The 26,017-nt window shown below is 54.0% G+C and carries 23 protein-coding genes; 15 read left to right on the top strand and 8 right to left on the bottom strand.

Features of this window, described 5'->3' with window-relative positions; translation table 11 throughout:
- Positions 1–15 precede the first annotated feature (15 nt).
- The 9 genes from kdsC to npr all read left to right on the top strand — a co-directional run bounded on the left by kdsC (position 16) and on the right by npr (position 6,128).
- On the top strand, positions 16–582 hold the full coding sequence (kdsC, locus tag A1830_RS11720) for a 3-deoxy-manno-octulosonate-8-phosphatase KdsC (protein ID WP_067705960.1): 567 nt from the start codon (positions 16–18) through the stop codon (positions 580–582).
- Entirely contained in the window at positions 579–1,154 is a 576-nt protein-coding gene (gene lptC / locus A1830_RS11715; RefSeq protein WP_067705958.1) for an LPS export ABC transporter periplasmic protein LptC, read from the top strand. The genes kdsC and lptC overlap by 4 nt, the downstream gene beginning before the upstream one ends.
- Positions 1,126–1,674, top strand: coding sequence for a lipopolysaccharide ABC transporter substrate-binding protein LptA (gene lptA, locus A1830_RS11710; protein ID WP_067705954.1), 549 nt, complete (start codon positions 1,126–1,128; stop codon positions 1,672–1,674). Before lptC ends, lptA begins: the two co-directional genes overlap by 29 nt.
- Entirely contained in the window at positions 1,674–2,399 is a 726-nt protein-coding gene (gene lptB, locus A1830_RS11705; RefSeq protein WP_067705953.1) for an LPS export ABC transporter ATP-binding protein, read from the top strand. The genes lptA and lptB overlap by 1 nt, the downstream gene beginning before the upstream one ends.
- Positions 2,400–2,447: 48 nt before the next feature.
- Entirely contained in the window at positions 2,448–3,878 is a 1,431-nt protein-coding gene (gene rpoN / locus A1830_RS11700) for an RNA polymerase factor sigma-54 (protein WP_067705951.1), read from the top strand.
- Positions 3,879–3,900: 22 nt separating this feature from the next.
- Entirely contained in the window at positions 3,901–4,188 is a 288-nt protein-coding gene (hpf, locus tag A1830_RS11695; RefSeq protein WP_067705950.1) for a ribosome hibernation promoting factor, read from the top strand.
- Positions 4,189–4,408: 220 nt separating this feature from the next.
- A complete protein-coding gene (gene ptsN, locus A1830_RS11690) occupies positions 4,409–4,888 on the top strand; it encodes a PTS IIA-like nitrogen regulatory protein PtsN (protein WP_067705949.1) in 480 nt (159 codons plus the stop codon).
- Between the two features lie 116 nt (positions 4,889–5,004).
- On the top strand, positions 5,005–5,859 hold the full coding sequence (rapZ, locus tag A1830_RS11685) for an RNase adapter RapZ (RefSeq protein ID WP_067705946.1): 855 nt from the start codon (positions 5,005–5,007) through the stop codon (positions 5,857–5,859).
- Entirely contained in the window at positions 5,856–6,128 is a 273-nt protein-coding gene (gene npr / locus A1830_RS11680) for a PTS phosphocarrier protein NPr (RefSeq protein WP_067705944.1), read from the top strand. The genes rapZ and npr overlap by 4 nt, the downstream gene beginning before the upstream one ends.
- Before the next feature lie 64 nt (positions 6,129–6,192).
- Here npr and mtgA read toward each other — a convergent pair whose 3' ends face one another.
- A complete protein-coding gene (gene mtgA / locus A1830_RS11675; RefSeq protein ID WP_067705942.1) occupies positions 6,193–6,909 on the bottom strand; it encodes a monofunctional biosynthetic peptidoglycan transglycosylase in 717 nt (238 codons plus the stop codon).
- Between the two features lie 918 nt (positions 6,910–7,827).
- Positions 7,828–10,170: an aerobic respiration two-component sensor histidine kinase ArcB gene (gene arcB / locus A1830_RS11670; RefSeq protein ID WP_067705940.1), complete on the bottom strand. Its 2,343-nt coding sequence runs from the start codon at positions 10,168–10,170 to the stop codon at positions 7,828–7,830.
- Between the two features lie 930 nt (positions 10,171–11,100).
- On the opposite strand from arcB, the gene gltB reads away from it, so the two are divergent.
- Together gltB and A1830_RS11660 are read left to right on the top strand one after the other, a co-directional pair.
- Positions 11,101–15,429: a glutamate synthase large subunit gene (gene gltB / locus A1830_RS11665; RefSeq protein WP_067705939.1), complete on the top strand. Its 4,329-nt coding sequence runs from the start codon at positions 11,101–11,103 to the stop codon at positions 15,427–15,429.
- 9 nt (positions 15,430–15,438) lie between these two features.
- Positions 15,439–16,857, top strand: a complete 1,419-nt coding sequence (locus A1830_RS11660; RefSeq protein WP_067705937.1) for a glutamate synthase small subunit — start codon at positions 15,439–15,441, stop codon at positions 16,855–16,857.
- A 59-nt stretch (positions 16,858–16,916) separates the two neighbouring features.
- Here the strand turns inward: A1830_RS11660 and sspB are convergent, their stop codons facing one another.
- From sspB to zapE, 5 genes are all read right to left on the bottom strand, one after another.
- Positions 16,917–17,414, bottom strand: a complete 498-nt coding sequence (gene sspB, locus A1830_RS11655; RefSeq protein ID WP_067705935.1) for a ClpXP protease specificity-enhancing factor — start codon at positions 17,412–17,414, stop codon at positions 16,917–16,919.
- A 5-nt stretch (positions 17,415–17,419) separates the two neighbouring features.
- A complete protein-coding gene (gene sspA / locus A1830_RS11650) occupies positions 17,420–18,061 on the bottom strand; it encodes a stringent starvation protein SspA (RefSeq protein ID WP_067705933.1) in 642 nt (213 codons plus the stop codon).
- Positions 18,062–18,379: 318 nt separating this feature from the next.
- Positions 18,380–18,772: a 30S ribosomal protein S9 gene (rpsI, locus tag A1830_RS11645; RefSeq protein WP_067705931.1), complete on the bottom strand. Its 393-nt coding sequence runs from the start codon at positions 18,770–18,772 to the stop codon at positions 18,380–18,382.
- A 15-nt stretch (positions 18,773–18,787) separates the two neighbouring features.
- Positions 18,788–19,216, bottom strand: coding sequence for a 50S ribosomal protein L13 (gene rplM / locus A1830_RS11640; protein WP_067705929.1), 429 nt, complete (start codon positions 19,214–19,216; stop codon positions 18,788–18,790).
- Between the two features lie 233 nt (positions 19,217–19,449).
- Complete coding sequence (gene zapE / locus A1830_RS11635) at positions 19,450–20,574, bottom strand: cell division protein ZapE (RefSeq protein WP_067705927.1); 1,125 nt, start codon at positions 20,572–20,574, stop codon at positions 19,450–19,452.
- A gap of 186 nt (positions 20,575–20,760) precedes the next feature.
- Here zapE and zapG point away from each other — a divergent pair, with 186 nt between their 5' ends.
- The 3 genes from zapG to degS all read left to right on the top strand — a co-directional run bounded on the left by zapG (position 20,761) and on the right by degS (position 23,796).
- Positions 20,761–21,165, top strand: a complete 405-nt coding sequence (gene zapG, locus A1830_RS11630) for a Z-ring associated protein ZapG (RefSeq protein ID WP_067705924.1) — start codon at positions 20,761–20,763, stop codon at positions 21,163–21,165.
- A 118-nt stretch (positions 21,166–21,283) separates the two neighbouring features.
- Complete coding sequence (degQ, locus tag A1830_RS11625) at positions 21,284–22,660, top strand: serine endoprotease DegQ (protein ID WP_067705922.1); 1,377 nt, start codon at positions 21,284–21,286, stop codon at positions 22,658–22,660.
- A gap of 77 nt (positions 22,661–22,737) precedes the next feature.
- Complete coding sequence (degS, locus tag A1830_RS11620; protein WP_067705920.1) at positions 22,738–23,796, top strand: outer membrane-stress sensor serine endopeptidase DegS; 1,059 nt, start codon at positions 22,738–22,740, stop codon at positions 23,794–23,796.
- Positions 23,797–23,847: 51 nt separating this feature from the next.
- On the opposite strand, the gene mdh is transcribed toward degS, so the two are convergent.
- A complete protein-coding gene (gene mdh / locus A1830_RS11615; protein ID WP_067705918.1) occupies positions 23,848–24,786 on the bottom strand; it encodes a malate dehydrogenase in 939 nt (312 codons plus the stop codon).
- 443 nt (positions 24,787–25,229) lie between these two features.
- Between mdh and argR the strand changes: the two genes are divergently transcribed.
- Entirely contained in the window at positions 25,230–25,700 is a 471-nt protein-coding gene (argR, locus tag A1830_RS11610) for a transcriptional regulator ArgR (RefSeq protein ID WP_067705916.1), read from the top strand.
- The last annotated feature ends 317 nt before the right edge of the window (positions 25,701–26,017 follow it).

Here is a 26,017-nt window from a genome sequence, read left to right as displayed (position 1 = left end):
AGGAATCTGAACATAATGAGTACATCCGCAGGCTGGGTTGAAACCTGTTACGGCGCGGTAAGCGCAGACGTGATGTCGCGCGCCCGGGCGATTGCATTGCTGATTTGCGACGTGGACGGCGTTATGTCCGATGGCGTCATTTATCAGGGCAATAATGGCGAGGAGCTGAAAGCGTTTAACGTACGCGATGGCTACGGTATTCGCTGCCTGCTGACCTCGGACGTGGAAGTGGCTATTATTACCGGCCGCAAAGCAAAGCTTCTGGAAGATCGCTGCGCCACGCTCGGAATTACACATCTTTACCAGGGTCAGTCTGATAAGCTTCTGGCCTTCCGGGAACTTCTGGATAAACTGTCGCTAACGCCGGATCGAGTGGCTTATATTGGCGATGACCTGATCGACTGGCCGGTAATGGCAGAAGTGGGCCTTAGCGTAACCGTCGCAGATGCTCATCCGGTACTGCTTCCGCGTGCAGATTACGTCACTCGCCTTGCGGGTGGGCGCGGAGCGGTACGAGAAATTTGCGATCTGATTTTAATCGCCCAGGACAGATTTGATGAGGCCAAAGGACAGTCTGTATGAGTAAAACAAGGCGTTGGATTACGCTACTGCTGGCCCTGGTGGCTATCGTACTGATCGGCTGGAATATGGCCGATAACGATAAGGGCAATGCCCCGGCGGCGGCAAACGGGCTGGAGCCGACCTATACCAGTGAGACCTCAAATACGGTGGTGTATAACCCCATGGGGGCGCTGAGCTATAAGCTGGTTTCCGATAAGGTGACTTACTTTTCGCAGGATGGCGTGAGCTGGTTTGATAATCCGCTTATGACGACCTATGACGAAAACAAAATCCCGACCTGGTCCGTCAGAGCGGATAAAGCCAAACTGACAAATGACCGGATGCTGTACCTGTATGGTCACGTTGAGGTTAACAGCCTGACGAAAGATGCTCAACTCCAGCGCATCAAGACCGATAATGCCGTGGTCAACCTCGTAACGCAGGATGTTACGTCAGAGGATCAGGTAACGCTTTATGGCAGTAGCTTTAACTCTTCGGGCATGAAGATGCGTGGGAATTTACGGAATAAAACTGCCGAGTTGATTGAAAAGGTCAAAACCTCCTATGAAATTCAAAATGAAAAACAACCTTAAGCTCATCACGCTCAGCTTGCTGCTGGCCGCAAGCCTGCCGGCGTTTGCCCTGACGGGTGACTCCAATCAGCCGGTTAACGTCTCTTCCGAAAACCAGTCGCTGGATATGCAAAGTAACGTCACCACCTTTACCGGGAATGTGGTGGTCACTCAGGGGACCATTAAAATTACCGCGGACAAGGTTGTGGTGACCCGTCCCGGCGGCGACAGTAAAAAAACCATCGTCGATGCCTGGGGCAATCCGGCAACCTTCTACCAGATGCAGGATAACGGCAAACCGGTGAAGGGCCACGCGCAGAAAATGCATTACGAGCTGGCGAAAGACTTCGTTGAGCTGACCGACAACGCCTATCTTGAGCAGCTTGATAGTAATATCAAAGGCGACCGCATCACTTATCTGGTTAAAGAACAGAAAATGCAGGCCTACGGCAGCACCGGTAAACGCGTGACCACCGTACTGGTACCATCACAGCTTCAGGATAAAGGCACTCCGTCAACCGGACAGAAAAAGAGTAATTAATGGCTACTTTAATTGCGGAAAACCTGGCGAAGGCCTACAAAGGCCGTCGCGTGGTGGAAGATGTCAGCCTGCAGGTTAAATCAGGCGAAATAGTGGGCCTGCTGGGCCCGAACGGTGCGGGTAAGACCACCACCTTCTATATGGTGGTCGGCATTGTGCCCCGCGATGCGGGCCGCATCGTCATTGATGATGAGGATATCAGTATCCTGCCTATGCACGCACGCGCGCGGCGCGGGATAGGCTATCTGCCTCAGGAAGCCTCCATCTTTCGCCGTCTGAGCGTGTATGACAACCTGATGGCGGTGCTGCAAATTCGTGACGATCTGACCACGGAACAGCGTGAAGATCGCGCCAACGAGCTGATGAATGAATTCCACATTGATCACCTGCGCAACAACATCGGCCAGGCGCTGTCCGGTGGTGAACGCCGCCGCGTTGAGATCGCCCGCGCGCTGGCAGCCAATCCAAAGTTCATTCTGCTGGATGAGCCCTTTGCCGGTGTCGATCCGATTTCCGTTATTGATATCAAGAAGATCATCGAACATCTGCGCGACAGCGGTCTGGGCGTGCTGATCACTGACCACAACGTTCGCGAAACGCTGGCCGTTTGTGAACGCGCCTACATCGTCAGTCAGGGCCATCTGATTGCTCACGGTTCCCCGGAAGAAATCCTGGCAGATGAACAGGTTAAACGCGTCTATTTGGGAGAAGAGTTCAGACTCTGATAAGGTGTTCAGACCGGGTAAAATTTTTGAGGAATTACTATCCTGAATATGAAGCAAGGTTTGCAACTCAGGCTTAGCCAACAGCTTGCCATGACGCCACAGCTGCAACAGGCCATTCGTCTGCTGCAGCTCTCTACGCTTGAACTACAGCAGGAAATACAGCTGGCGCTGGAAAGTAATCCGTTGCTTGAGCAAACCGACATTCATGAGGAAGTTGACGCTCGGGAGTATCAGGAGAAAGAAGCGCTGGATACACGGGAAGCGCTCGAGCAGAAGGATATGCCAGAGGAGCTTCCGCTCGATGCCACCTGGGATGAGATCTATACCGCAGGCACCCCCTCTGGCACCGGGTCCGATTATCATGATGATGAACTGCCGGTCTATCAGGGCGAAACCACCCAGTCGCTTCAGGATTACCTGATGTGGCAGGTTGAACTGACCCCCTTTAGCGAAACCGATCGCGCCATTGCCACTTCGATTATTGATGCGGTTGATCCCACCGGGTATCTGACGGTAACGCTGGATGATATTCAGGAAAGCATGGGCAACGACGATGTCACCATGGAAGAGGTCGAAGCCGTGTTGAAACGGGTGCAGCGCTTCGATCCCGTTGGCGTCTGCGCGCGCGATCTTCGCGACTGCCTGCTGGTTCAGCTTTCCCAGTTTCCGGATACGCCCTTCCTGAAGGAAGCCCGTCTGATCGTCAGTGAACATCTTGATTTGCTGGCTAATCACGACTTCCGCAGCCTGATGCGCGTCACCCGGCTGAAGGAAGAGGTGCTAAAAAGCGCGATGCAGCTGATTCAGTCTCTCGATCCGCGTCCGGGCCAGTCGATCAATACCGGCGAACCCGAGTACGTTATTCCCGATGTGCTGGTGCGTAAAGTCGGTCAGCGCTGGAGGGTGGAACTCAATGCAGACAGCGTGCCGCGCCTTAAAATCAATCAGCACTATGCTTCGCTGGGCAGTGCTAATCGCAGCGACAGCGACAGCCAGTTTATCCGCAGTAATCTTCAGGAAGCGAAATGGCTGATCAAAAGTCTTGAGAGCCGTAATGATACGCTGCTGAAGGTCACCCGCTGTATTGTTGAACAGCAGCAGGCTTTTTTTGAACAGGGCGAAGAGTTTATGCGTCCGATGGTGCTGGCAGATATCGCGACCGCCGTCGATATGCATGAATCAACCATTTCACGCGTGACCACCCAAAAGTATCTGCACAGCCCACGAGGGATCTTTGAACTCAAATATTTTTTCTCCAGCCATGTGAACACCGAAGGCGGAGGCGAAGCCTCCTCAACGGCAATCCGCGCGCTGGTGAAAAAATTAATCTCGACGGAGAATCCCGTCAAACCTCTTAGCGACAGTAAGCTAACCACCCTGCTCTCCGATCAGGGGATCATGGTGGCCCGCCGTACCGTCGCGAAGTACCGAGAGTCTTTATCCATCCCGCCTTCGAATCAGCGTAAGCAGCTGGTCTGAACGAACAGATAAGGAAGAAAGCATGCAACTCAATATCACTGGGCTAAATGTTGAAATCACCGATCCCCTGCGCGAATTTGTTACCACCAAATTTGCTAAGCTGGAGCACTATTTCGACCGAATTAATCAGGTTTATATTGTTCTTAAAGTCGAAAAGGTCACGCAGATAGCCGATGCGACCCTGCATGTGAACGGCGGTGAGTTGCATGCCACCTCGGAAGAAAAAGATATGTACGCGGCGATTGACGGCTTAGTAGATAAGCTCACTCGCCAACTCAATAAACATAAAGATAAGTTAAAACAACACTAAACTCACTCAGGCATTGATTCTTTTTTCGCCACCCTTATGTAGAGTAAGAACGTGACGTAAGATTGACCGGCCCGTACTCTGATTATGGCGTACGGGCTGTTTGATCATTAAGGCATGCTGTAGTCGGTCGGGCGTTTTCGATACATCGCTAACCTGTGCTCAGTGATGCAAAAGATGACACCTTTTGCCAGGCGGAAGTGAACAAGTAAGTGAACCCATTATGAACAATGATTTAACACTGGAACTGAGCACTGTACTAAGCCTCTCCTGCACCCGAAGCGGCGTACACTGTCAGAGTAAAAAGCGGGCGCTGGAGATTATCAGCGAACTGGCTGCTAAGCAGCTGAACCTGCCACACCAGACCATCTTTGAGGCTATCCTTACGCGTGAACGTATGGGAAGTACCGGGATTGGCAACGGTATCGCCATCCCGCACGGCAAGCTGGTGGAAGACACCCTGCGCGCGGTAGGCGTCTTTATCCGGCTCGATCAGCCCATCGCCTTTGATGCCATTGATAATCAGCCAGTGGATCTGCTTTTTGCCCTGCTTGTTCCGGCTGATCAGTGTAAAACGCATCTGCACACCCTTTCTCTGGTAGCCCGACGGCTGGCGGATAAAACGATTTGCCGCCGCCTTCGCGCGGCCCAGACTGACGAAGAGCTTTATGAGATCATGGCAGAGGGCCATGAGGAGACCTAGCTTGCATGCAGCTGATGTCCGTCGGCTGATTGGATGAATGTTGTGAGGGCTGAAAGGAGCCGCATGTCCGGCGCGACACCTCTCTTTCAGTCAGCGGCAAATCAGGAGAAAACGTCATGGTGCTGATGATTGTCAGCGGTCGATCCGGTTCCGGTAAGTCCGTCGCGCTGCGCGCGCTGGAAGATATGGGCTTTTACTGCGTGGATAATCTGCCCGTGGTCCTGCTACCGGAGCTGGCGAAGTCTCTTGCCGACCGCAATATGTCAGCGGCGGTCAGTATTGATGTACGCAATATGCCTGAATCGCCGGAAGTGTTCGAAAAGGCGCTAACCAGTCTGCCCGAGAGCTTTTCGCCGCAGCTGCTGTTTCTGGATGCCGATCGCAATACCTTAATTCGCCGCTACAGCGATACGCGACGACTGCATCCGCTCTCCAGTAAGAACCTCTCCCTTGAGAGCGCCATAGACGAAGAGAGCGACCTGCTGGAGCCGCTACGCTCGCGCGCTGACCTGATTGTGGATACGTCCGAAATGTCCGTGCATGAGCTGGCAGAGATGTTGCGTACGCGCCTGCTGGGCAAGCGCGAACGCGAGCTGACCATGGTGTTTGAATCCTTCGGCTTCAAACACGGTATTCCCATTGATGCCGACTACGTTTTTGACGTGCGCTTCCTGCCGAACCCGCACTGGGATCCCAAGCTGCGACCTATGACCGGGCTGGATCGTCCGGTTGCGGCGTTTCTTGACCGCCATACCGAAGTACACAATTTTATCTACCAGACCCGTAGCTATCTGGAACTGTGGCTACCAATGCTGGAAACCAACAACCGCAGCTACCTGACCGTGGCGATTGGCTGTACCGGCGGTAAGCATCGCTCGGTCTACATTGCCGAGCAGCTGGCTGATTATTTCCGCTCGCGCGGCAAAAATGTTCAGTCACGCCATCGCACGCTGGAAAAACGCAAATCATGACCGTCAGACAAACCGTTGAAATTAAAAATAAGCTGGGCATGCATGCCCGCCCGGCAATGAAGCTCTTTGAGCTGGTGCAGAGCTTTGATGCGGAAGTGCTCCTGCGTAACGAAACGGGCACTGAAGCCGAAGCAAGCAGCGTTATCGCCCTGCTGATGTTGGATTCTGCCAAGGGACGGCAAATTGAAATCGAAGCCACCGGCCCGCAGGAGGTGCAGGCGCTGGCGGCCGTTATTGAACTTTTTGACGCAGGTTTCGACGAGGATTGACCCTTTTGGCAGAGTCCTCTTAATGGGCGGAAAGTCCTCTCACGCCCATTAAGATCGGATACGGTTACAGCTTATGCTCCCGGATAAACCCCTCTCCCCCTAACTGACGCATCTGCCGCAGGATCCACTGCTGACGCTGAAGGATATAGCCTGAAGGACGGTCAGCACGAAAGCGTATAGGGTTAGGCAGCACGGCGGCAAGGAGCGCCGCTTCTGACATGGTCAGCCGGCTCGCAGGCTTGTGGAAGTAACGCTGGGACGCCGCTTCCACACCAAAAACGCCCTCGCCAAACTCCGCGACGTTCAGATAGACCGTAATAATTCTTCTTTTTGACCAGACTGTTTCAATACCAACGGTGAGCATCGCCTCTAATCCCTTACGCAACCAGCTACGCCCATCCCACAGAAAGAGATTCTTAGCCGTCTGCTGAGACAGGGTAGATGCCCCTCTCATATGACCGCTTTCACTGTCCAGTACGGACTGAATGGCCTGTACATCGAAGCCCCAGTGGGTGGGAAAGGTCTGATCCTCGGAGGCGATGACCGCCAGAGGCATCCAGGAGGAGACTTCATTTCTGGAAACCCATTCGGAATGGGCAACATAGCCAAAGTCGCCGCTTAGCCAGGCACTTATCTGCCGCTCCGCCATCACGGCGGAAAAGGGAACGGGTAAAAAAGAGAATAATAAAATTCCCGCTATCCAGGCGCCAAAAACAGTCAATAAAATACGGGTAAGCCACAACCTGACGCGCTGGGCGATCGATCGTTTTCGCTGGCTCATAAAATTAACTCCATTTCTGTCTTATCTATTTTAGTAAAAAACCTTAGTTCAAGCCGTAACGCGAAGGCGTAATCCACTTTACATTACCCTGGAATTGTTGAGTCTTAACTCGCCTCTTTGTAGGACTTTATCCGAAAATGCCCTAACGGCTTCAATCACTTCCAACCAAAAGGAATCGGTTCCATGCGCCAGAATTGTGCATCCTGGGCTGCCCGTAATCGAAATAAGCATGGCTAATGCTTAAAAATAAAACATTAATTTTTCTTAACACTTTAATCATTAAGCTTTGCTAATTCGTGCTAATCCTTACCCGCATCAGGCATAAGCATTAACAATTGCCCCTATATCCCGGTGGCAGGGCCCAGCCAATTTTGTTAAGATAATTCGACAGCTAACCCGTTTTTAATCGCTAAAATCTTACTCTTAAGTTTTGAAAAGTTTCATGCTCTTTTGCTAAGAGCCCGAGACCTGCATCTCATAAAAAATAAGATTTACAGCCAGTTAAATATTTATCGGGCGATAGATTTTTTTTTAGCAACGGTGCTAGCGCTTGTACAGGGTCTGGGGTACAGGTTGTACATCAATTCCACACAAAAACTGCCACAAACGTTCAAATTTCCATCAATAAGGCGTTAAAATTCATTCCAGGCTTGACTGTATCATCAAATTAATGTTTCCTGTCTGCAAACGCCGCTCCACTTCACAGATTTTAATGAATCTGGTAACATGTGATGTAGGATTTGCTACAGTAGTTACTAAGTATGATGCAAGATTTAGTTATACCAGTAACGAACCGTTGTAACGTAGCGTTTTAACCAATACCGCGCCTGTGCTTAATACTCTAACTTTTAGAATTGCGCAGGTTACCCTTTTCCCTGGTGTTGGCGCAGTATTCGCGCACCCCGGCTTCGGTCGGGGTCATTTTTTTTCAAGACTACTCACCCATTCCCGTAATACTTCAACGTCGTGCCGCCACTCAAGCTTCAGCTCGTCCACCCACTCCTGCACGTTGTCCCACCAGGCTGGCAGTTCCGGGCTTTGAATCTGTTTGGCAATATGCTGTAAATGAACCAGGCCTACCGATCCCGCAGCGCCTTTGATCTTATGTCCTTCCTCTGCAATGCCTTTTTGATCCCGCGCCATCATGTTTGAGTCCAGCACCGCCAGATAGCCCGGCATCATTTGCTCGAACATCTCAAGGCTTTGAACAATAAGCTGTGGACCTACCAGTTCAATGTATTGCTGCAGCATATCGATATCCAGCAAAGCCAGCTTTTTCTCGTCCACGGCACTCTCCTGTCGGTCTTCATCAGCCGTCTGCTGCTGAGAATCCCAGTATTTTTGAATGATGGCCGTCAGGGCAGGTACGGCCAGCGGTTTACTTAAGACATCATCCATACCCGCATCCAGGTAATCTTTTTTGTCCTTAAGCACATTGGCGGTCAGAGCCACCAGCGGCGGCAGGCGCTGACCGGCAAAGCGCTGCTGGATATGACGTGCGACATCCAGCCCGGTCATATCAGGAAGCTGGATATCCAGCAGAACCAGGTCAAATTCATCGGGATCGAACATCGCCAGCGCGGCTTCACCGGTCATTGCCACCTCAACGCTGTTACCGAGTTTCTCCAGCACCGACCGTGCCACGACCACATTCAGTTCGATATCCTCGACCAGCAGCACGTGCAGGGCCGGGAGCGGCATATCCTCTGACGCCTGCTGTTCGGAAACCTCCTCCGTGATGCGCGGCGCGTTGACGGTCAGGGTAAAGCAGGAGCCCGCGCCGGGGGCGCTGCGAACGGTAATGTCTCCGCCCATGCTTTGCGCCAGACGCCGTGAAACCGCAAGACCAATGCCGGTCCCCGTAGCCGGTTTGCCGCCGTGCTGATCCTTCACCTGGTAGTACATGGCGAAGATTTTATCCTGCTCATCCTGCGGGATCCCCATCCCCGAATCTTCCACCTCGAATCGCAGGCAGGTTTCACCGGGGCAGGAAACCCGCACGACAATACTGCCCTGCTGAGTGAATTTCACCGCGTTGCCAATCAGGTTCCATAAAATCTGCCGCAGCCGGGTACCATCGGTCACGATTTTTTGCGGCAGCGGCAGCTCAGGTTCCAGTAAAAACTGGAGTCCCTTTGGCTGTACCAGCAGACCAGAGAGATTTTCAAGATCGGCAAGGAAACCGGTGAAATCCACCGGCTGGTTGTCCAGCTGCACTTTACGCCGCTCAATTTTGTCCATCTCAATCACGTCATTGAAAATGTTGCCCAGCGTGATGGCCGAGACGTGGATCGTTTTTAGGTAGTTAAGCTGTTCAGGGTTAAGCCCGGTATCAAGAAGAATGCGGCTGAGGCCGACAATGCCATTAAGCGGCGTACGAAGCTCGTGGCTGATCGTAGAGATAAAGGTGGTCTTTTCCCTGCTGGCGTTCTCTAACGCGTCCTGGTAGCGCTTACGCTCCGTTATATCGCGTCCAAAGCCCATTAGTCCGCTGCGTTTACCCACGCGGTCATAATAGGGGACCTTGCGAATTTCAAAACAGGCCTTACGCCCATCGGGGTATTGCAGCCACTGTTCGTAGGTCAGAGAAACGTTATGGCGGAAGACTTTATCGTCCGTTTCCAATACCTTAGTCGCCGCATCCTCGTCATATACGTCGCGCGGCGAAAGGCCGATAAGCAGCTTCTCACTCATGCCGGTTAGCAGCTCCATTGCGCGGTTACAGCCAGAAAATTGCTGATCGATGTTGCGATAGAACACCAGGTCAGGGGAGGCATCAAGGAATGAGCGCAGGAAGGAGGATTGTTGCTCAAGTTCAATTTGCGCCTGCTCGCGGCGGGCCATCTCCTCTTTCAGCCGATCAACCACCAGCAGGCGGGCCTCTTCGGCCTTAATGCGATCCGCTATTTCATGATTAAGCTGGCTGATGTTCTCTTTCATCTGCTGATTGAGTTCCAAATCGCGATGGCGCATCTCCTCCAGCTTGTCCACCAGACGGGAAAGACGCTGCCGCGACTCTTCCAGCTGTTCCACCACGACAGAAAGAAAATAGACCGCCCAGGGGGTGATCAGCAGGCCAAAAAAGACCGAGCGGACAATATCTATGCTTTCCACATGGCCGCGTAGCACCATCGTGACCGCCATCTGCACGATCATCGCCAGTACCACCAGCGCAGACGCTAACAGCAGCGAGAAGCGCACCAGCCCCAGTTTCACCATCAGGTCAACGTAGTACTGGGCCAATAAACGAATTTGTTTCATAAAGGATCCCTTCCAGATCGAAGGCGATAATCATACCGTAAAAGTGTAAAGCACGTTGGGGTTGGGCAGCAGAAGGTCTGTGCACTCTGTTGGTGCAGCCCGGAGGCTGTCGAACAGGCAGCGCCCCTCCCAGGAGGCCAGCCACGCTTCACCTGGCGACACCGGATACGGCGACTGACATAAAGCATTTACGCTGAAAGATATCCTGATAGCGAAGATCCTGTGGCCGGGTTCGGAATGAGTGAAATGCATAATTGAGACGAAAATAGCCTGGCCATTTTTTTCCTGAGACGTGATGCCACAGCGCCACGGCGTGAAAGGGGTCAAAAAGAGAGAGGTCGCCAGAAGAATAACAATGCAATAAAATTATCTAAATATTCACCCCGTACCAATTAATTTTGCTTATCCAGACCGCCTATTTTATTCAAATATGCGTTAGCGTTAAAAACAGTGCGTTCCAAGGTTTAAGCCTGCTTTACCAGCATTTCCTGCTAGCAATAGCCCTGGCCCCAGCATGGTGCAGAGATTTCCCCCCTGCACTACAGTGATACAGCTCACACTTCACCCTGCATGGCCCCTGATAAGAGTGGCAGAAAAACATGTAAAAAATAGCTATTTATCAAAAGCTTATTTCATACAAGCGTGGTAAAGCCGCCTGTAAGCCACCTTGTTGACCTGAGTTCGCTTTCCCGATAAGTTGGAAATCCGCTGGAAGCTTTCTGGATGGGTATTCAACCCGTCATACTTATGCAGTTATAGAGACTCCCTCTGAAGCAAGTTCTCAACGCTTGCAACACCGATGCTAACGGAAAGATATAGAGGGGCGACAAAAAGGGTGAGCGTAGCTCGTAAAACCTGTCGCCATGCCCTTTCTACGTCTGACCCTCGTCGGCGCAGGGAATCCCGCAGAGCCTGGGGAGGTTCACTATTATGTTGTACGATAAATCCCTTGAAAAGGATAACTGTGGTTTCGGCCTGATCGCCCACATAGAAGGCGAACCTAGCCACAAGGTAGTGCGTACCGCCATCCACGCACTGGCCCGTATGCAACACCGTGGCGCGATCCTTGCTGACGGCAAGACCGGCGACGGCTGTGGCCTGTTATTACAGAAACCCGATCGTTTCTTTCGCGTTGTAGCCGCCGAACGTGGCTGGCGTCTGGCGAAAAACTATGCGGTTGGCATGCTGTTTCTGAACCGCGACGATGAGCTGGCTCGTGAAAGCCGCCGCATTGTCGAAGAGGAGGTTCTGCGCGAAACGCTGTCGATTGTTGGCTGGCGTGAGGTGCCCGTGAATGAGGAAGTGCTGGGTGAAATTGCCCTCTCCTCTAAGCCGCGTATTGAACAGCTGTTTATCAATGCGCCCGCCGGCTGGCGCCCGCGCGATATGGAGCGCCGCCTGTTTATGGCGCGCCGCCGTATTGAAAAGCGCATCGACGACAAAGAGTTTTACGTTTGCAGCTTCTCTAACCAGGTCAATATTTACAAAGGCCTGTGCATGCCGACGGATCTCCCTCGCTTCTATCTGGATCTTGCCGATCTGCGACTGGAGTCGGCCATCTGCCTGTTTCACCAGCGCTTCTCGACCAATACCGTGCCGCGCTGGCCGCTGGCTCAGCCATTCCGCTATATGGCGCATAACGGTGAAATCAATACCATTGCCGGTAACCGCCAGTGGGCAAAGGCCCGCGCCTATAAATTCAAAACCCCGCTGATCCCCGATCTGCAGGATGCCGCTCCCTTTGTTAACGAAACCGGCTCGGATTCCAGCTCCATGGATAACATGCTGGAGCTGTTCCTGAGCGGAGGGATGGATCTGATCCGCGCCATGCGCCTGCTGGTGCCACCGGCCTGGCAGAACAACCCGGATATGGATCCTGAACTGCGGGACTTCTTCGATTTCAACTCCATGCATATGGAACCCTGGGATGGCCCGGCGGGTATCGTCATGTCCGACGGGCGCTATGCGGCCTGTAACCTTGACCGTAACGGCCTGCGCCCGGCGCGCTACGTCATTACCAAAGATAAACTGATCACCTGCGCTTCAGAAGTGGGGATCTGGGACTATCAGCCGGATGAGGTGATTGAAAAAGGACGCGTTGGCCCGGGCGAACTGATGGTCATTGATACCCGTGCGGGGCGTATTCTGCACTCTGCCGAAACCGATAACGATCTGAAAAGCCGTCACCCTTACAAAGAGTGGATGGAGAAAAACGTTCGTCGCCTGGTGCCATTCGAAAACCTGCCTGACGACCAGGTTGGCAAGCGCCTGCTGGATGATGATCTGCTGGCAACCTTTCAGAAGCAGTTTGGTTACAGCGGTGAAGAGCTGGATGCCATTGTCCGCGTACTGGGTGAAAACGGTCAGGAGGCCGTCGGCTCCATGGGCGATGATACGCCTTTTGCCGTGCTCTCCAGCCGCCCTCGCGTGATTTACGATTACTTCCGCCAGCAGTTTGCCCAGGTTACCAATCCGCCTATCGATCCGCTGCGTGAAGCGCACGTGATGTCACTGGCCACCAGTATCGGTCGTGAGATGAACGTGTTTTGTGAAGCAGAAGGCCAGGCACACCGCCTGAGCTTCAAATCACCGATCCTGCTCTACTCCGACTTTAACCAGTTAATCAGTCAGGAAGAGGAGCACTATCGCGCCGACAAGCTTGACTGCACCTTCGATCCGGCCGAGTCGTCGCTGAAGGAGACCATCCTCGCGCTGTGCGACAGAGCGGAAGCCTTAGTCAAAGACGGCACGGTGTTGCTGATCCTCTCCGATCGCGGCATCAGTGAAACACGCCTGCCGGTGCCGGTGCCCATGATCGTGGGGGCGATTCAGACCCGGCTGGTGGATAAAAACCTGCGCTGCGACGCCAACATCATTGTTGAAACCGCCAGCGCGCGCGACCCGCACCACTTTGCCGTCCTGCTTGGCTTTGGCGCGACCGCAATTTATCCTTATCTCGCCTATGAATCACTGGCGAAGATGGCGGACGCCGGCGTCATTAATAAAGACTACCGCACCCTGATGCTGAACTACCGTAACGGCATCAACAAAGGGCTGTATAAGATCATGTCCAAAATGGGCATCTCAACCATCGCCTCCTATCGCTGTTCTAAGCTGTTTGAGGCCGTAGGCCTGCACGGCGATATCTGCGATCTCTGCTTCCAGGGCGTGGTCAGCCGAATCAGCGGCGCGACCTTTACCGACTTCCAGCAGGACCTACTTAATCTGTCCAAACGTGCATGGCTTAAGCGCAAACCGCTGGATCAGGGTGGGCTACTGAAATATGTCCACGGTGGCGAGTATCACGCTTACAACCCTGACGTGGTGGCCACGCTGCAAAAAGCCGTACAGAGCGGTGAATATGACGATTATCAGCATTATGCGAAGCTGGTAAACGAGCGTCCCGTGGCCGCCCTGCGCGACCTGCTGGCGATTAACGCCGGCGACAGCACCGCTATCAGCGTTGATGAGGTGGAACCCGCCAGCGAGCTGTACAAGCGTTTTGACACCGCGGCAATGTCTATCGGCGCACTCAGCCCGGAAGCCCACGAATCGCTGGCCGAGGCCATGAACAGCCTGGGTGGCTACTCTAACTCCGGTGAGGGTGGTGAAGATCCGGCGCGCTACGGCACCAATAAAGTCTCGCGTATTAAACAGGTGGCCTCAGGACGGTTTGGCGTGACGCCAGCCTATCTGGTTAATGCAGACGTGATTCAAATCAAAGTGGCACAGGGCGCGAAGCCAGGCGAAGGCGGACAGCTACCCGGTGATAAGGTCACGCCATACATCGCCAGGCTGCGCTATTCTGTGCCCGGCGTAACGCTGATTTCACCACCGCCTCACCACGATATCTACTCTATTGAGGATTTGGCCCAGCTGATTTTCGATCTGAAGCAGGTCAATCCGAAAGCGATGATTTCGGTCAAGCTGGTCTCTGAACCGGGCGTCGGCACCATTGCCACCGGCGTGGCCAAAGCCTATGCAGATCTGATTACCATTGCGGGCTACGACGGCGGCACCGGTGCCAGCCCACTCAGCTCAGTGAAATATGCCGGCTGTCCCTGGGAGCTGGGCCTGGTGGAAACCCAGCAGGCGCTGGTGGCAAACGGTCTGCGTCACAAGATCCGCCTGCAGGTCGATGGTGGTCTGAAGACGGGGCGCGATATCATCAAAGCGGCCATTCTGGGCGCGGAGAGCTTCGGTTTCGGTACTGGCCCGATGGTGGCGCTGGGATGTAAATATCTGCGTATCTGCCATCTGAACAACTGTGCTACGGGCGTGGCAACTCAGGACGAAAAGCTGCGCCNCGAGCTGGAAGGCTTTACCGCCAGGCAGCAGAATCTGGATCTCTCCGCTCTGCTGGCCACCGCTGAGCCGATGCCGGGTAAAGACGTATTCTGTACTGGCAGCAATCCGCCGTTCGACAACGGCGCGCTTAACAAGGCGCTGCTCGACTGCGCCATGCCGTTTGTGGAAGCGAAGCAGTCCAAAACCTTCTGGTTCGATATTCGTAACACCGATCGTTCCGTCGGTGCGACGCTGTCAGGTGCGATTGCGCTTCTTCACGGCGATCAGGGGCTGGCTTCCGATCCGATTCGTGCGCACTTCAGCGGCACGGCAGGCCAGAGTTTTGGCGTGTGGAATGCCGGCGGCGTCGAGCTGACCCTGACCGGGGACGCTAATGACTACGTGGGCAAAGGCATGGCAGGCGGAATGCTGGCCGTGCGTCCGCCGATGGGCTCAGCCTTCCGCAGCTTTGAAGCGACCATCATCGGTAATACCTGCCTGTACGGTGCAACCGGCGGCAAGCTATTTGCGGCGGGTCGCGCCGGTGAGCGTTTTGCCGTACGTAACTCGGGCGCAATTACCGTGGTTGAAGGTATCGGTGACAACGGCTGTGAATATATGACCGGCGGTATTGTCTGCGTGTTAGGCCGCACCGGGGTGAACTTCGGCGCGGGGATGACCGGCGGCTTTGCTTACGTTCTGGATGAGGATGGCGAGTTCCGCAAACGCGTTAACCCGGAACTGGTTGAAGTGTTAAGCGTAGACGATCTGGCAATTCACGAGGAGCACCTGCGTGGCCTGATCACCGAGCATGTTCAGCATACCGGCTCGTCCCGCGGCGAAGAAATTCTGGCTAACTGGCCAGCCTGGTCGTCTAAGTTCTCACTGGTTAAACCGAAATCCAGTGATGTGAAGGCATTGTTAGGTCACCGCAGTCGTTCCGCAGCGGAGCTGCGCGTGCAGGCGCAGTAAGAGGTCACTATGAGTCAAAACGTCTATCAATTTATCGACTTACAGCGCGTCGATCCGCCGAAGAAGCCGCTTAAAATCCGCAAAATTGAATTTGTGGAGATTTATGAGCCCTTTTCTGAAAGCCAGGCGCAGGCGCAGGCCGATCGCTGCTTGTCCTGCGGCAACCCCTACTGCGAGTGGAAGTGCCCGGTGCATAACTATATCCCTGACTGGCTTAAGCTGGCCAATGAGGGGCGCATTATCGAGGCAGCCGAGCTTTCGCATCAGACCAACAGCCTGCCAGAGGTGTGTGGCCGCGTCTGTCCGCAGGATCGCCTGTGCGAAGGGTCCTGCACGTTAAACGATGAGTTTGGTGCGGTCACCATCGGCAACATTGAGCGCTATATCAATGACAAAGCGCTGGAGATGGGCTGGAAGCCCAATATGGACGGCATTAAGCCTACCGGTAAGCGCGTAGCCATTATTGGTGCCGGTCCCGCCGGGCTGGCCTGCGCCGACGTGCTGGCGCGCAATGGCGTGAAGGCGGTAGTCTTCGATCGTCATCCTGAAATTGGTGGCCTGCTGACCTTCGGTATCCCGGCCTTTAAGCTGGAAAAAGAGGTCATGACCCGTCGCCGTGAAATTTTTAGCGGCATGGGCATTGAGTTCAATCTGAATACCGAAGTCGGCCAGGACGTACAGATGAGCGATCTGCTGGCGGATTACGACGCCGTGTTCCTGGGCGTGGGCACCTATCAGTCGATGAAGGGCGGGCTGGACAATGAGGAAGCGGAAGGCGTCTATGATGCCCTGCCGTTCCTGATCGCCAACACCAAAAATACCATGGGCTTCAGCCACACGGAGGAAGCGCCCTGGGTGAACATGAATGCGAAGCGCGTGGTGGTACTGGGCGGCGGCGACACCGCAATGGACTGCGTGCGCACCTCGATTCGCCAGGGTGCCACTCACGTGGTGTGTGCCTACCGACGTGACGAAGAAAATATGCCGGGCTCCAGGCGCGAGGTGAAAAACGCGCGTGAAGAGGGCGTGGAGTTCCAGTTTAACATCCAGCCGCTGGGCATTGAGATTAACAGTAATGGCCGCGTCTGCGGCGTCAAAATGGCCCGCACGGCGATGGGTCAGCCGGACGCGCACGGCCGTCGCCGTGCTGAGATCGTGCCGGGTTCCGAACACGTCCTGCCTGCTGACGCGGTGGTGATCGCCTTCGGCTTTCGCCCTCACGCCATGTCATGGCTGGAGCAGCACAGCGTGGAGCTGGACTCACAGGGCCGTATCATTGCGCCCGAAGGCAGTGATAACGCATTCCAGACCAGCAACCCTAAAATCTTCGCCGGTGGCGATGCCGTGCGCGGTTCCGATCTGGTGGTAACCGCCATTGCTGAGGGCCGTAAAGCCGCCGAGGGCATCATGGACTGGCTTGAAGTGTAGGCTGTGGCATAAAAAAGGCTCATCATTTGATGAGCCCTTTTAACATGTCAATCTGACAGCTACTTAACGACACGAAGTGCCGGACGCCCACCGCGCGGGGGTGGATCGTCCTCAGGATTCTCATCATCGTTTTGCAGGCTGTTATCCGGACGATCGCCGTCGATAACGGACATCACCGTCTCCGGGGTTTCATCCGCAGACGCCGGATTATATTCGCCCGCTTCCTCATAGACCGGTTCAGGCTCAAACATGGTGCCTGCCCCGTTCTCACGCGCGTAAACCGCCAGCACGGCGGCCATTGGCACCGTAACCTGACGAGGGACGCCGCCGAATCTGGCGTTAAACGTCACTTCGTCATTGCCCAGCTCAAGGTTGCCTACGGCACGTGGCGCAATGTTCAGCACGATCTGACCGTCCCGCGCATACTCCAGCGGCACCATCACGCCCGGCAGATTGATATCCACCACCAGGTGCGGTGTCAGCTGGTTATCGAGCAGCCAGTCATAAAACGCGCGTAGCAGATACGGACGGCGTGCGGTTAGTTGCGTCATTTCCATCGTACTTATCCCCGCGTATGCAGGCGCATTTCACGTTCTGGTTCCGTCAGGGAAGCCAGGAAGGAGTCACGCTCAAATACGCGTGTCATGTAGCCTTTAAGCTCCTTGGAACCCGCACCGATCAGTTCGATACCCATCTGCGGTAAACGCCACAGCAGCGGTGCCAGATAGCAGTCGACCAGGCTGAACTCTTCGCTCATAAAGAACGGTGTGCGGGCAAACAGTGGGGCAATCGCCAGCAGCTCTTCACGCAGCTGCTTGCGCGCGGCTTCCGCTTCCTGTGCCGTGCCGTTTTCCACCTTGCGCATCAGGCTGTACCAGTCCTGCTCCACGCGGTGCATCATCAGACGGCTTTCACCGCGCGCTACCGGATATACCGGCATCAGCGGAGGATGCGGGAAGCGCTCATCAAGGTATTCCATGATGATACGGGACTCATACAGCGTCAGTTCGCGATCGACCAGCGTTGGGACGGTGCGGTAAGGATTGAGGTCAATCAGATCCTGGGGCAGGCTATCCATTTCTACCTGCTCGATCTCTACGCTGACACCCTTTTCCGCCAGGACAATACGTACCTGATGGCTAAAAATGTCAGTCGGACCAGAAAACAGCGTCATTACCGAACGTTTGTTGGCAGCGACAGCCATGTAAACCTCCAAGTTTATCCAGAAAATTACTACGCAAGGCCGCCACATGGCGACTAACCTGCTTAATTAATGACCCTTAGCACCATCTGAAGCCGAACCGGCATCCACTGAGGACTCCATGCATCAATGCCCTGCTATGGGCGCAAAGTGACACCTAGTTTACCAGATTTTAGACAGCTTGTGGTGGCAGGAATGAGGATTTGACGGGAAAAGGGCTAGCCTTATCGCGTTTTAACACTTTTTGCGGATGCGGGAAAAGAAAAAACCCGGTGCGTGCACCGGGTTTTTCGATAACTGATTCTGCCGAAGCAGAAAAAATTAACGTTTGGAGAACTGAGGACGACGACGTGCTTTACGCAGACCGACTTTCTTACGTTCAACCTCACGAGCATCACGGGTAACGAAGCCTGCTTTACGCAGTTCGCCACGAAGTGACTCGTCATACTCCATCAGAGCGCGGGTGATACCGTGACGGATCGCACCAGCCTGACCGGAGATACCACCACCTTTAACGGTGATGTACAAATCGAATTTACCTGTCATTTCGACCAGTTCCAGCGGTTGACGAACTACCATGCGGGCAGTTTCGCGACCGAAGTACTGTTCCAGTGAACGCTGGTTAATTACGATGTTACCGCTACCCGGCTTGATAAAGACGCGAGCGGAAGAGCTTTTGCGGCGACCAGTGCCGTAGTTTTGATTCTCAGCCATTGCCTGTAATCCCGATTAAATGTCAAGAACTTGCGGTTGCTGTGCCGCATGGTTGTGCTCGTTGCCCGCGTAAACTTTCAGTTTACGGTGCATAGCACGGCCCAGCGGGCCTTTAGGCAGCATACCTTTAACCGCGATTTCAATCACACGCTCAGGACGGCGAGCAATCATCTCTTCGAAGGTCGCTTGCTTGATACCACCGATGTGGCCGGTGTGATGGTAATAAATCTTATCGCTACGCTTGTTACCGGTTACGGCAACTTTCTCAGCGTTCAGTACGATAATATAATCACCGGTATCGACGTGCGGAGTATATTCCGCTTTATGCTTACCGCGCAGACGACGAGCCAGTTCAGTCGCTAAACGACCTAAAGTTTTGCCTGTTGCGTCGACAACATACCAGTCACGTTGGACGGTTTCTGGCTTAGCTGTAAAAGTTTTCATCTAAAAGCTTACCCAAATTAAGTTACACGTTGGTGAAATCCCAAACGCTTGAATAAACGGTTGAGGCTCACACGACCATCTCGACCAGCAAGCCCACCCCTTCGGATAGAGTTACTGGAACACAAAGAGTTTTGGGAAAAAAACCTTTGCTGTAACGTGGGGTCGCAAGATTATAGAGAAGTCCCCTCAAAAGTGCGAACCTTTTTTACAACAAATGTACGGTGATCTCGCCCTCAGGGAAGATGGGTCAGGCGCAGATACTCTTCGCTCTGCATCTCCTGCAGGCGCGACATACAGCGCTGATATTCAAACTTCAGCCGACTGCCCTGATAGATCTCAAAAAGCGATGTCTCAGCCGACACGACCAGCTTAACATGCCGCTCGTAAAACTCATCCACCAGCGCCAGAAAACGCCGCGCCTGATCTTCGGTTTTATAGATCATCACCGGAACGTTGAACAACAGTACGCTGTGAAAGCGGCGTGAAAGCTCAATATAATCGTGCTGGCTGCGCCCTTCCCCACACAGCGTCTGGAAATCCATGGCCACGACGCCACCCGCTACGCCCTGAGTCAGCAAGGCCCGGTGGTTGATCTCCAGCACCGGGCATTCCGTCCTGTCGCTGCCAGCGAGCGCAACGAACATCCGGTCCATTGCCTGCGTGGTGGCCTCGTTGAGCGGCGCCATCCAGAGATGCGCCGAAGTGAGCGTGCGCAGGCGGTAATCAATCCCGGCATCGACGTTCATCACCTCACAGTGCTGTTTAATCATCTCAATGGCGGGCAGAAAACGGCTACGCTGCAATCCGTTACGGTAGAGATCATCCGGTGGAATATTGGAGGTGGCGACCAGGGTTATGCCCCGGGCAAACAGCGCCTCCATGAGCGTTCCCAGCAGCATCGCGTCGGTGATGTCGGACACGAAAAACTCGTCGAAGCAGAGCAGATCCGTTTCGCTCTTAAAGCGGTCAGCCACGATCTCCAGCGGATCGCTTGTACCCTGCAGGGCAGTAAGCTCCTCATGGACTCGCAGCATGAAACGGTGAAAGTGAAGGCGCTGCTTGCGCTCACCAGGAATTGCCTGAAAAAACATATCCATCAGCCAGGTTTTTCCGCGGCCAACGCCCCCCCACATATACAGGCCTTTAACCGGGGGCTGAGGGGGCGTTTTCCCCTTACCCATGAGCTTATTGAGCTTGCCGAACAGCCCGCCAGCCGGGGCCGGGGAAGAGGAATTCGCGCCTATAGCATGACAGATCGCGTCCAGACGGGTGACGGCTTTACGCTGCACGTCATCAGGCTGATATTCGCCGTTTTCCAGCGCCTGCTGGTACAACGCCAGAGGAGACATCGTTTGCATAATTTGTTCATATCCCGGAATAATTTACTGCGTCAGGCCATCGGTCAGCGAAAAAAAACCCGTCCTACACTAAGCGATGCAGCCTCAGGATTCCACTTCCATTACATTAGCGGTTATAGTGGCAGGTAACGAGCTGGTAACAGCCAGACGATTCTACGGAACAACGAAGACAATATGGGAGTGATTATGACCTGGGAATACGCGCTTATCGGATTGGTAGTTGGACTGATTATCGGCGCGGTAGCAATGCGTTTTGGTAATAGAAAACTGCGTGAGCAGCGGAGCACACAGTACGAGCTGGAGAAGACCAGGGCCGAACTGTCTGACTACCGTGAAGAGTTGACCAGCCATTTTGCTCAAAGTGCCGAGCTGCTGGATAACATGGCACGCGATTACCGTCAGCTTTATCAGCATATGGCAAAAGGCTCTAACGATCTGCTGCCGAATCTGCCGGGTGAAAAAAATCCTTTCGCTTATCAGCTGACGGAATCCGAAGCCGATAACGATCAGGCTCCGGTGCAGATGCCGCGTGACTACCCGGACAGTGCTACCGGATTACTGCGCGGCGAGCGCCCGGCACAGAACAAGTAAGCTTCAGCATGGGCGCCCTCCAGCGCCCTGTTTTAACCGTCGGCAATACTGACGGACGCATTCACCGCCCTGTTAACATCTATCTTCCCACTTTACTTCCAGCGAGAGCGTCGTAGCGATGAAGAAGAAATCCTTACTGTTAAGCGCACTAGCATTGAGTGTTATGAGCCTGACCGTAGCCGCGCCGGCATCGGCGACGCTACCCGCACAGATAGCAGGGCAGCCGCTGCCAAGCCTTGCGCCAATGCTTGAGAAAGTCTTGCCCGCGGTGGTTAGCGTGCATGTGGAGGGAACCCAGACGCAGGCTCAGGCTATCCCTGAGCCGCTCAGACGCTTCTTTGGTCAGGGAGAGCAAAATGGACAGGGCAATGACAACCCGGCCCAGCCGTTTGAAGGGCTGGCCTCCGGCGTGGTGATAAATGCTGATAAAGGCTACATACTCACTAACAATCATGTGGTCAGCGGCGCAGATAAAATCAGCGTTCAGCTCAGCGACGGTCGGGAATTTGATGCAAAGCTGATTGGCCGCGATGAGCAAACCGATATCGCGCTTATCCAGATTGCGGGCGCAAAAGGCTTAACCCAGATAAAAGTGGCCGACTCGGATCAGCTTAAAGTAGGTGATTTTGCGGTAGCCATCGGGAACCCTTTTGGTCTGGGACAGACCGCCACCTCGGGGATTGTTTCCGCGCTGGGCCGCAGCGGCCTTAACCTTGAAGGGCTGGAGAACTTTATCCAGACCGATGCCGCCATCAACAGGGGTAATTCCGGTGGCGCGCTGGTCAACCTGAATGGCGAGCTGATTGGTTTAAATACCGCCATTCTCTCCTCTGCCGGCGGCAACATCGGTATTGGCTTTGCCATTCCGGGCAATATGGCGATGGGCCTGGCTCAGCAGCTGATCGAGTTCGGTGAAGTGAAGCGAGGGCAGCTCGGAATTAAAGGCACTGAGATGACCGCAGATATGGCGCGGGCATTTAACGTTGATATTCAGCGCGGCGCCTTTGTCAATGAGGTGCTGCCGAATTCTGCCGCGGCTAAAGCGGGCATCAAGGCTGGCGATATCATCGTAAGCCTGGATGATAAGCCGGTAGAGAGCTTTGCCGCTCTGCGGGTTAAAATTGGCACGACCCCGCCGGGCAAAGACGTTAAGGTCGGCCTGGTGCGCGAAGGTAAGCCGCTCACCTTCACCGTGAAGCTGGAAACCAGCAGCCAGCCGGTGACGCATGCAGAGCAGATGACGCCCGCCCTGGAGGGTGCAACGCTGATCGACGGAGCCGCCAAAGATGGCACCAAAGGGATAAGCGTCAACGCGGTAACGAAAGCCAGCCCGGCGGAACAGTCCGGCCTGCAAAAAGATGACGTTATCGTGGGCGTAAATCGCACCAGGGTACAGAATCTTGCCGAACTGCGTAAGCAGCTTGAAGCCAAACCGCCTCTGCTGGCACTGAACGTCATCAGAGGCGGTGAAAGTATCTATCTGCTGCTGCGTTAAATCATGATGCGGACACCTGCGTGTCCGCTCAAGTCGTGCTATTCTGCCGCACGTTCAATCACTCAACTGTTAAAGCCATGTTTACTAAACTCTTACGTTCGGTGCTTCTCGGCCTGGTGGTGGCTGGTCTTCTACTGGCAGCTGTACCGGCGTTGAGAATTGGCAGCAACCTTATCTCACAAAAGGACGACAGCGCCGATCAGGCCCCGGTCAGCTACAATATGGCCGTCCGCCGCGCAGCCCCTGCGGTGGTCAACGTCTATAATCGCAGCGCAAATACGACCAGCGGAAATATGGGCGTCCGAACGCTCGGCTCGGGTGTTATCATGGACCCGCGTGGCTATATTATGACCAACAAGCATGTGATTAACGATGCTGAGCAAATTATCGTCGCCCTGCAGGATGGACACTTCTATGACGCCCAGCTGGTAGGTTCAGACAGCCTTACCGACCTTGCCGTGCTAAAAATCACCGCGCCGGGCTTACCCGTCATCCCCATCAATCCTAAACGCACCGCTCACGTTGGCGATCTGGTGATGGCGATAGGCAATCCCTACAACATTGGCCAGACGGTGACGCAGGGGATCATCAGCGCAACCGGCCGCGTGGGCCTGAGTCCTTCTCGCTATCAAAATTTCCTGCAAACCGATGCCTCTATTAACCGGGGCAATTCGGGGGGCGCACTGATTAACTCGCTGGGTGAGCTGATGGGGATCAACACGCTCTCCTTTGATAAAAGTAACGATGGTGAAACCCCTGAAGGGATAGGTTTTGCCATCCCCACGGCTCTGGCCGTAAAGATCATGGGTAAACTGATTCGCGATGGCAGGGTAATCCGGGGCTTTATTGGCATTACCGTGCGGGACAGACCGCAGCCTCGCGGAGCCGATAACGGCCTGGCTCATATTCAGGGGATCTGGGTGACCGAAGTTGCAGCGGGCGGACCGGCCGCGAAAGCGGGGATGACGGGGGGTGACGTCATTATCAGCGTGAATCAACAGCCAGCCCTTTCACCGCTGGAGACGATGGATCAGGTCGCTGAAATTCGTCCGGGAACGGTGATTAACATCGAAATTCTGCGCGACGGCAAAAAAATAACCCTGCCGGTTACCGTGATGGAATATCCGGGGAGTTAACGAAAACGAGCTGAATCAGGTCAGGGGCCAGCCTCAGCTGGCCCGCTCAGGTTATGACTTAACGAACGCCTCGCCCTGCGCGATATCGCTTTTCAGCGTATCCAACATGCCACTAAGCGCCAGCTGTTCAAAGGCGCTCAGCGTGCCAATAGGCTTACGCTCCGCAATGCCGGTTTTGCCCAGCAGCAGCGGCTGAGAGAAGAAACGTGCGTGTTCGCCGTCGCCTTCCACATAGGCGCATTCAACCACGTTGCTTTCACCGTTCAGCGCACGGACCAGCGACAGACCGAAACGCGCGGCCGCCTGCCCCATGGAAAGCGTCGCCGACCCGCCACCCGCTTTGGCCTCAACCACTTCCGTACCGGCATTCTGGATACGCTTAGTCAGGTCAATAACCTCCTGCTCAGAGAACGTCACGCCAGGAATTTGTGACAGCAGAGGTAAGATGGTGACGCCTGAATGGCCGCCCACGACCGGAACATTAATGTCGGCAGGATTTTTACCTTTGAGTTCGGCAACAAAGGTATTGGCGCGGATAATATCCAGGGTGGTGACCCCAAAGAGTTTATTTTTATCGTAAACGCCCGCTTTTTTTAGCACGCTGGCCGCAATGGCAACGGTGGTGTTCACCGGATTAGTGATGATACCGATTAATGCCTGCGGACAGGTGCTGGCAACCTGTTCAATCAGGTTACGCACAATACCGGCGTTGACGTTAAACAGATCTGAACGATCCATTCCGGGCTTGCGGGCGACGCCAGCGGAAATAAGCACGACGTTGGCCCCCTGCAGCGCAGGCGTGGCGTCTTCACCACTGAAGCCTTTAATACTGACGGCAGTAGGGATGTGACTGAGGTCGACTGCCACACCAGGGGTAACGGGAGCAATATCATACAGAGAGAGTTCTGAACCTGCCGGAAGCTGGGTTTTAAGCAGAAGTGCGAGAGCCTGGCCGATACCGCCAGCTGCGCCGAGAACTGCAACTTTCATCTTAAACTCCTTATTATTGTGAACGTAAAGTGCTGTTATTCCATCCGGTAATGAACATAGACGACCTGCGAGGGGATAGCGACGTTTTTTAGTCTAATTTGGGCTCAGGCGCTCATACCAGATTGAGTGGATAATATGACTCAAATGCTTCTGACATCAGTCTGGAGATAACAGCAGTATATAAGACCTTATTCGGCGTTACATTACACCCATTAAGCTTATCAGAACAACATCAATCTGATAACAAATCGTTTACTTATTAGCCAAGCCACGTCGATGGGCGAACGATTGTTTTCTGGTAAAAAGTTTGCCAGACTCCCGATCCCGGGGTAATGCCAGCCACTGCCACCACGTCCGAGCTTGCATAAATATTCATCTATATGCATAGTAATGCTATATAGCGGCGTGAATGCCCCTGACCTCTGAATTTTTTGCGGAAACTTATGCGTAATCCATCAAAACAAGAAGATCTTATCAAGGCGTTCAAAGCCTTACTTAAAGAAGAGAAATTCAGCTCACAGAGCGAAATTGTTGCCGCCCTTCAGGAAGAAGGTTTCGACAATATCAACCAGTCTAAAGTTTCCCGTATGCTGACCAAGTTCGGTGCGGTGCGTACACGTAATGCAAAAATGGAAATGGTCTACTGCCTTCCTGCCGAACTGGGCGTTCCCACGACGACCAGCCCACTGAAGAATCTGGTGCTGGACATCGACTATAACGATGCGCTGGTGGTCATTCACACCAGCCCTGGCGCAGCCCAGCTTATTGCACGCCTGCTGGATTCGCTGGGTAAGGCTGAGGGGATCCTCGGCACGATCGCCGGCGATGACACCATATTTGTCACACCCGCCCGCGCATTTACCGTCAAACAGCTCTACCAGGCGATCCTCATGCTCTTTGAGCAGGAGTTATAAGCAGGGTTAGTCGGGTTTCCGCAACCTGCTTAAACTTGCCTGTGCCCCTTACCTGATAGCCAGCCTCCGCTGGCTTATTCCTCTAAGACGCCCACCGTCCCCTCATGCTTTATTCTTACCCTTTTCTCCTTTCTCCTTTCTCCTTTCACCCTTTTATGGCTTCCGCGCTTACACCCTTAACCCCTTAACCCCTTAATCCTTAATCCCTTAACCCTTAACCCCTCGCCCCTTGACCTCAAACCTCAAACCTAACCTCAAACCCCAAACCCCAAACCCCAAACCCCAAACCCCAAACCCCAAACCCCAAACCCCAAACC

It is taken from the genome of Erwinia sp. ErVv1 (genome assembly GCF_900068895.1).
Classification (GTDB): Bacteria; Pseudomonadota; Gammaproteobacteria; order Enterobacterales; family Enterobacteriaceae; genus Erwinia.
Note: the sequence above shows the minus strand (reverse complement) of the source record. Positions and strands in the feature narration are given on the sequence as shown.

What these genes read in the sequence shown, in the direction of transcription:
- kdsC (WP_067705960.1), top strand. Translation starts at nt 16, where the DNA reads ATGAGTACATCCGCAGGCTGGGTTGAAACCTGTTACGGCGCGGTAAGC.
- lptC (WP_067705958.1), top strand. Translation starts at nt 579, where the DNA reads ATGAGTAAAACAAGGCGTTGGATTACGCTACTGCTGGCCCTGGTGGCT.
- lptA (WP_067705954.1), top strand. Translation starts at nt 1,126, where the DNA reads ATGAAATTCAAAATGAAAAACAACCTTAAGCTCATCACGCTCAGCTTG.
- lptB (WP_067705953.1), top strand. Translation starts at nt 1,674, where the DNA reads ATGGCTACTTTAATTGCGGAAAACCTGGCGAAGGCCTACAAAGGCCGT.
- rpoN (WP_067705951.1), top strand. Translation starts at nt 2,448, where the DNA reads ATGAAGCAAGGTTTGCAACTCAGGCTTAGCCAACAGCTTGCCATGACG.
- hpf (WP_067705950.1), top strand. Translation starts at nt 3,901, where the DNA reads ATGCAACTCAATATCACTGGGCTAAATGTTGAAATCACCGATCCCCTG.
- ptsN (WP_067705949.1), top strand. Translation starts at nt 4,409, where the DNA reads ATGAACAATGATTTAACACTGGAACTGAGCACTGTACTAAGCCTCTCC.
- rapZ (WP_067705946.1), top strand. Translation starts at nt 5,005, where the DNA reads ATGGTGCTGATGATTGTCAGCGGTCGATCCGGTTCCGGTAAGTCCGTC.
- npr (WP_067705944.1), top strand. Translation starts at nt 5,856, where the DNA reads ATGACCGTCAGACAAACCGTTGAAATTAAAAATAAGCTGGGCATGCAT.
- mtgA (WP_067705942.1), bottom strand. Translation starts at nt 6,909, where the DNA reads ATGAGCCAGCGAAAACGATCGATCGCCCAGCGCGTCAGGTTGTGGCTT.
- arcB (WP_067705940.1), bottom strand. Translation starts at nt 10,170, where the DNA reads ATGAAACAAATTCGTTTATTGGCCCAGTACTACGTTGACCTGATGGTG.
- A1830_RS11660 (WP_067705937.1), top strand. Translation starts at nt 15,439, where the DNA reads ATGAGTCAAAACGTCTATCAATTTATCGACTTACAGCGCGTCGATCCG.
- sspB (WP_067705935.1), bottom strand. Translation starts at nt 17,414, where the DNA reads ATGGAAATGACGCAACTAACCGCACGCCGTCCGTATCTGCTACGCGCG.
- sspA (WP_067705933.1), bottom strand. Translation starts at nt 18,061, where the DNA reads ATGGCTGTCGCTGCCAACAAACGTTCGGTAATGACGCTGTTTTCTGGT.
- rpsI (WP_067705931.1), bottom strand. Translation starts at nt 18,772, where the DNA reads ATGGCTGAGAATCAAAACTACGGCACTGGTCGCCGCAAAAGCTCTTCC.
- rplM (WP_067705929.1), bottom strand. Translation starts at nt 19,216, where the DNA reads ATGAAAACTTTTACAGCTAAGCCAGAAACCGTCCAACGTGACTGGTAT.
- zapE (WP_067705927.1), bottom strand. Translation starts at nt 20,574, where the DNA reads ATGCAAACGATGTCTCCTCTGGCGTTGTACCAGCAGGCGCTGGAAAAC.
- zapG (WP_067705924.1), top strand. Translation starts at nt 20,761, where the DNA reads ATGACCTGGGAATACGCGCTTATCGGATTGGTAGTTGGACTGATTATC.
- degQ (WP_067705922.1), top strand. Translation starts at nt 21,284, where the DNA reads ATGAAGAAGAAATCCTTACTGTTAAGCGCACTAGCATTGAGTGTTATG.
- degS (WP_067705920.1), top strand. Translation starts at nt 22,738, where the DNA reads ATGTTTACTAAACTCTTACGTTCGGTGCTTCTCGGCCTGGTGGTGGCT.
- mdh (WP_067705918.1), bottom strand. Translation starts at nt 24,786, where the DNA reads ATGAAAGTTGCAGTTCTCGGCGCAGCTGGCGGTATCGGCCAGGCTCTC.
- argR (WP_067705916.1), top strand. Translation starts at nt 25,230, where the DNA reads ATGCGTAATCCATCAAAACAAGAAGATCTTATCAAGGCGTTCAAAGCC.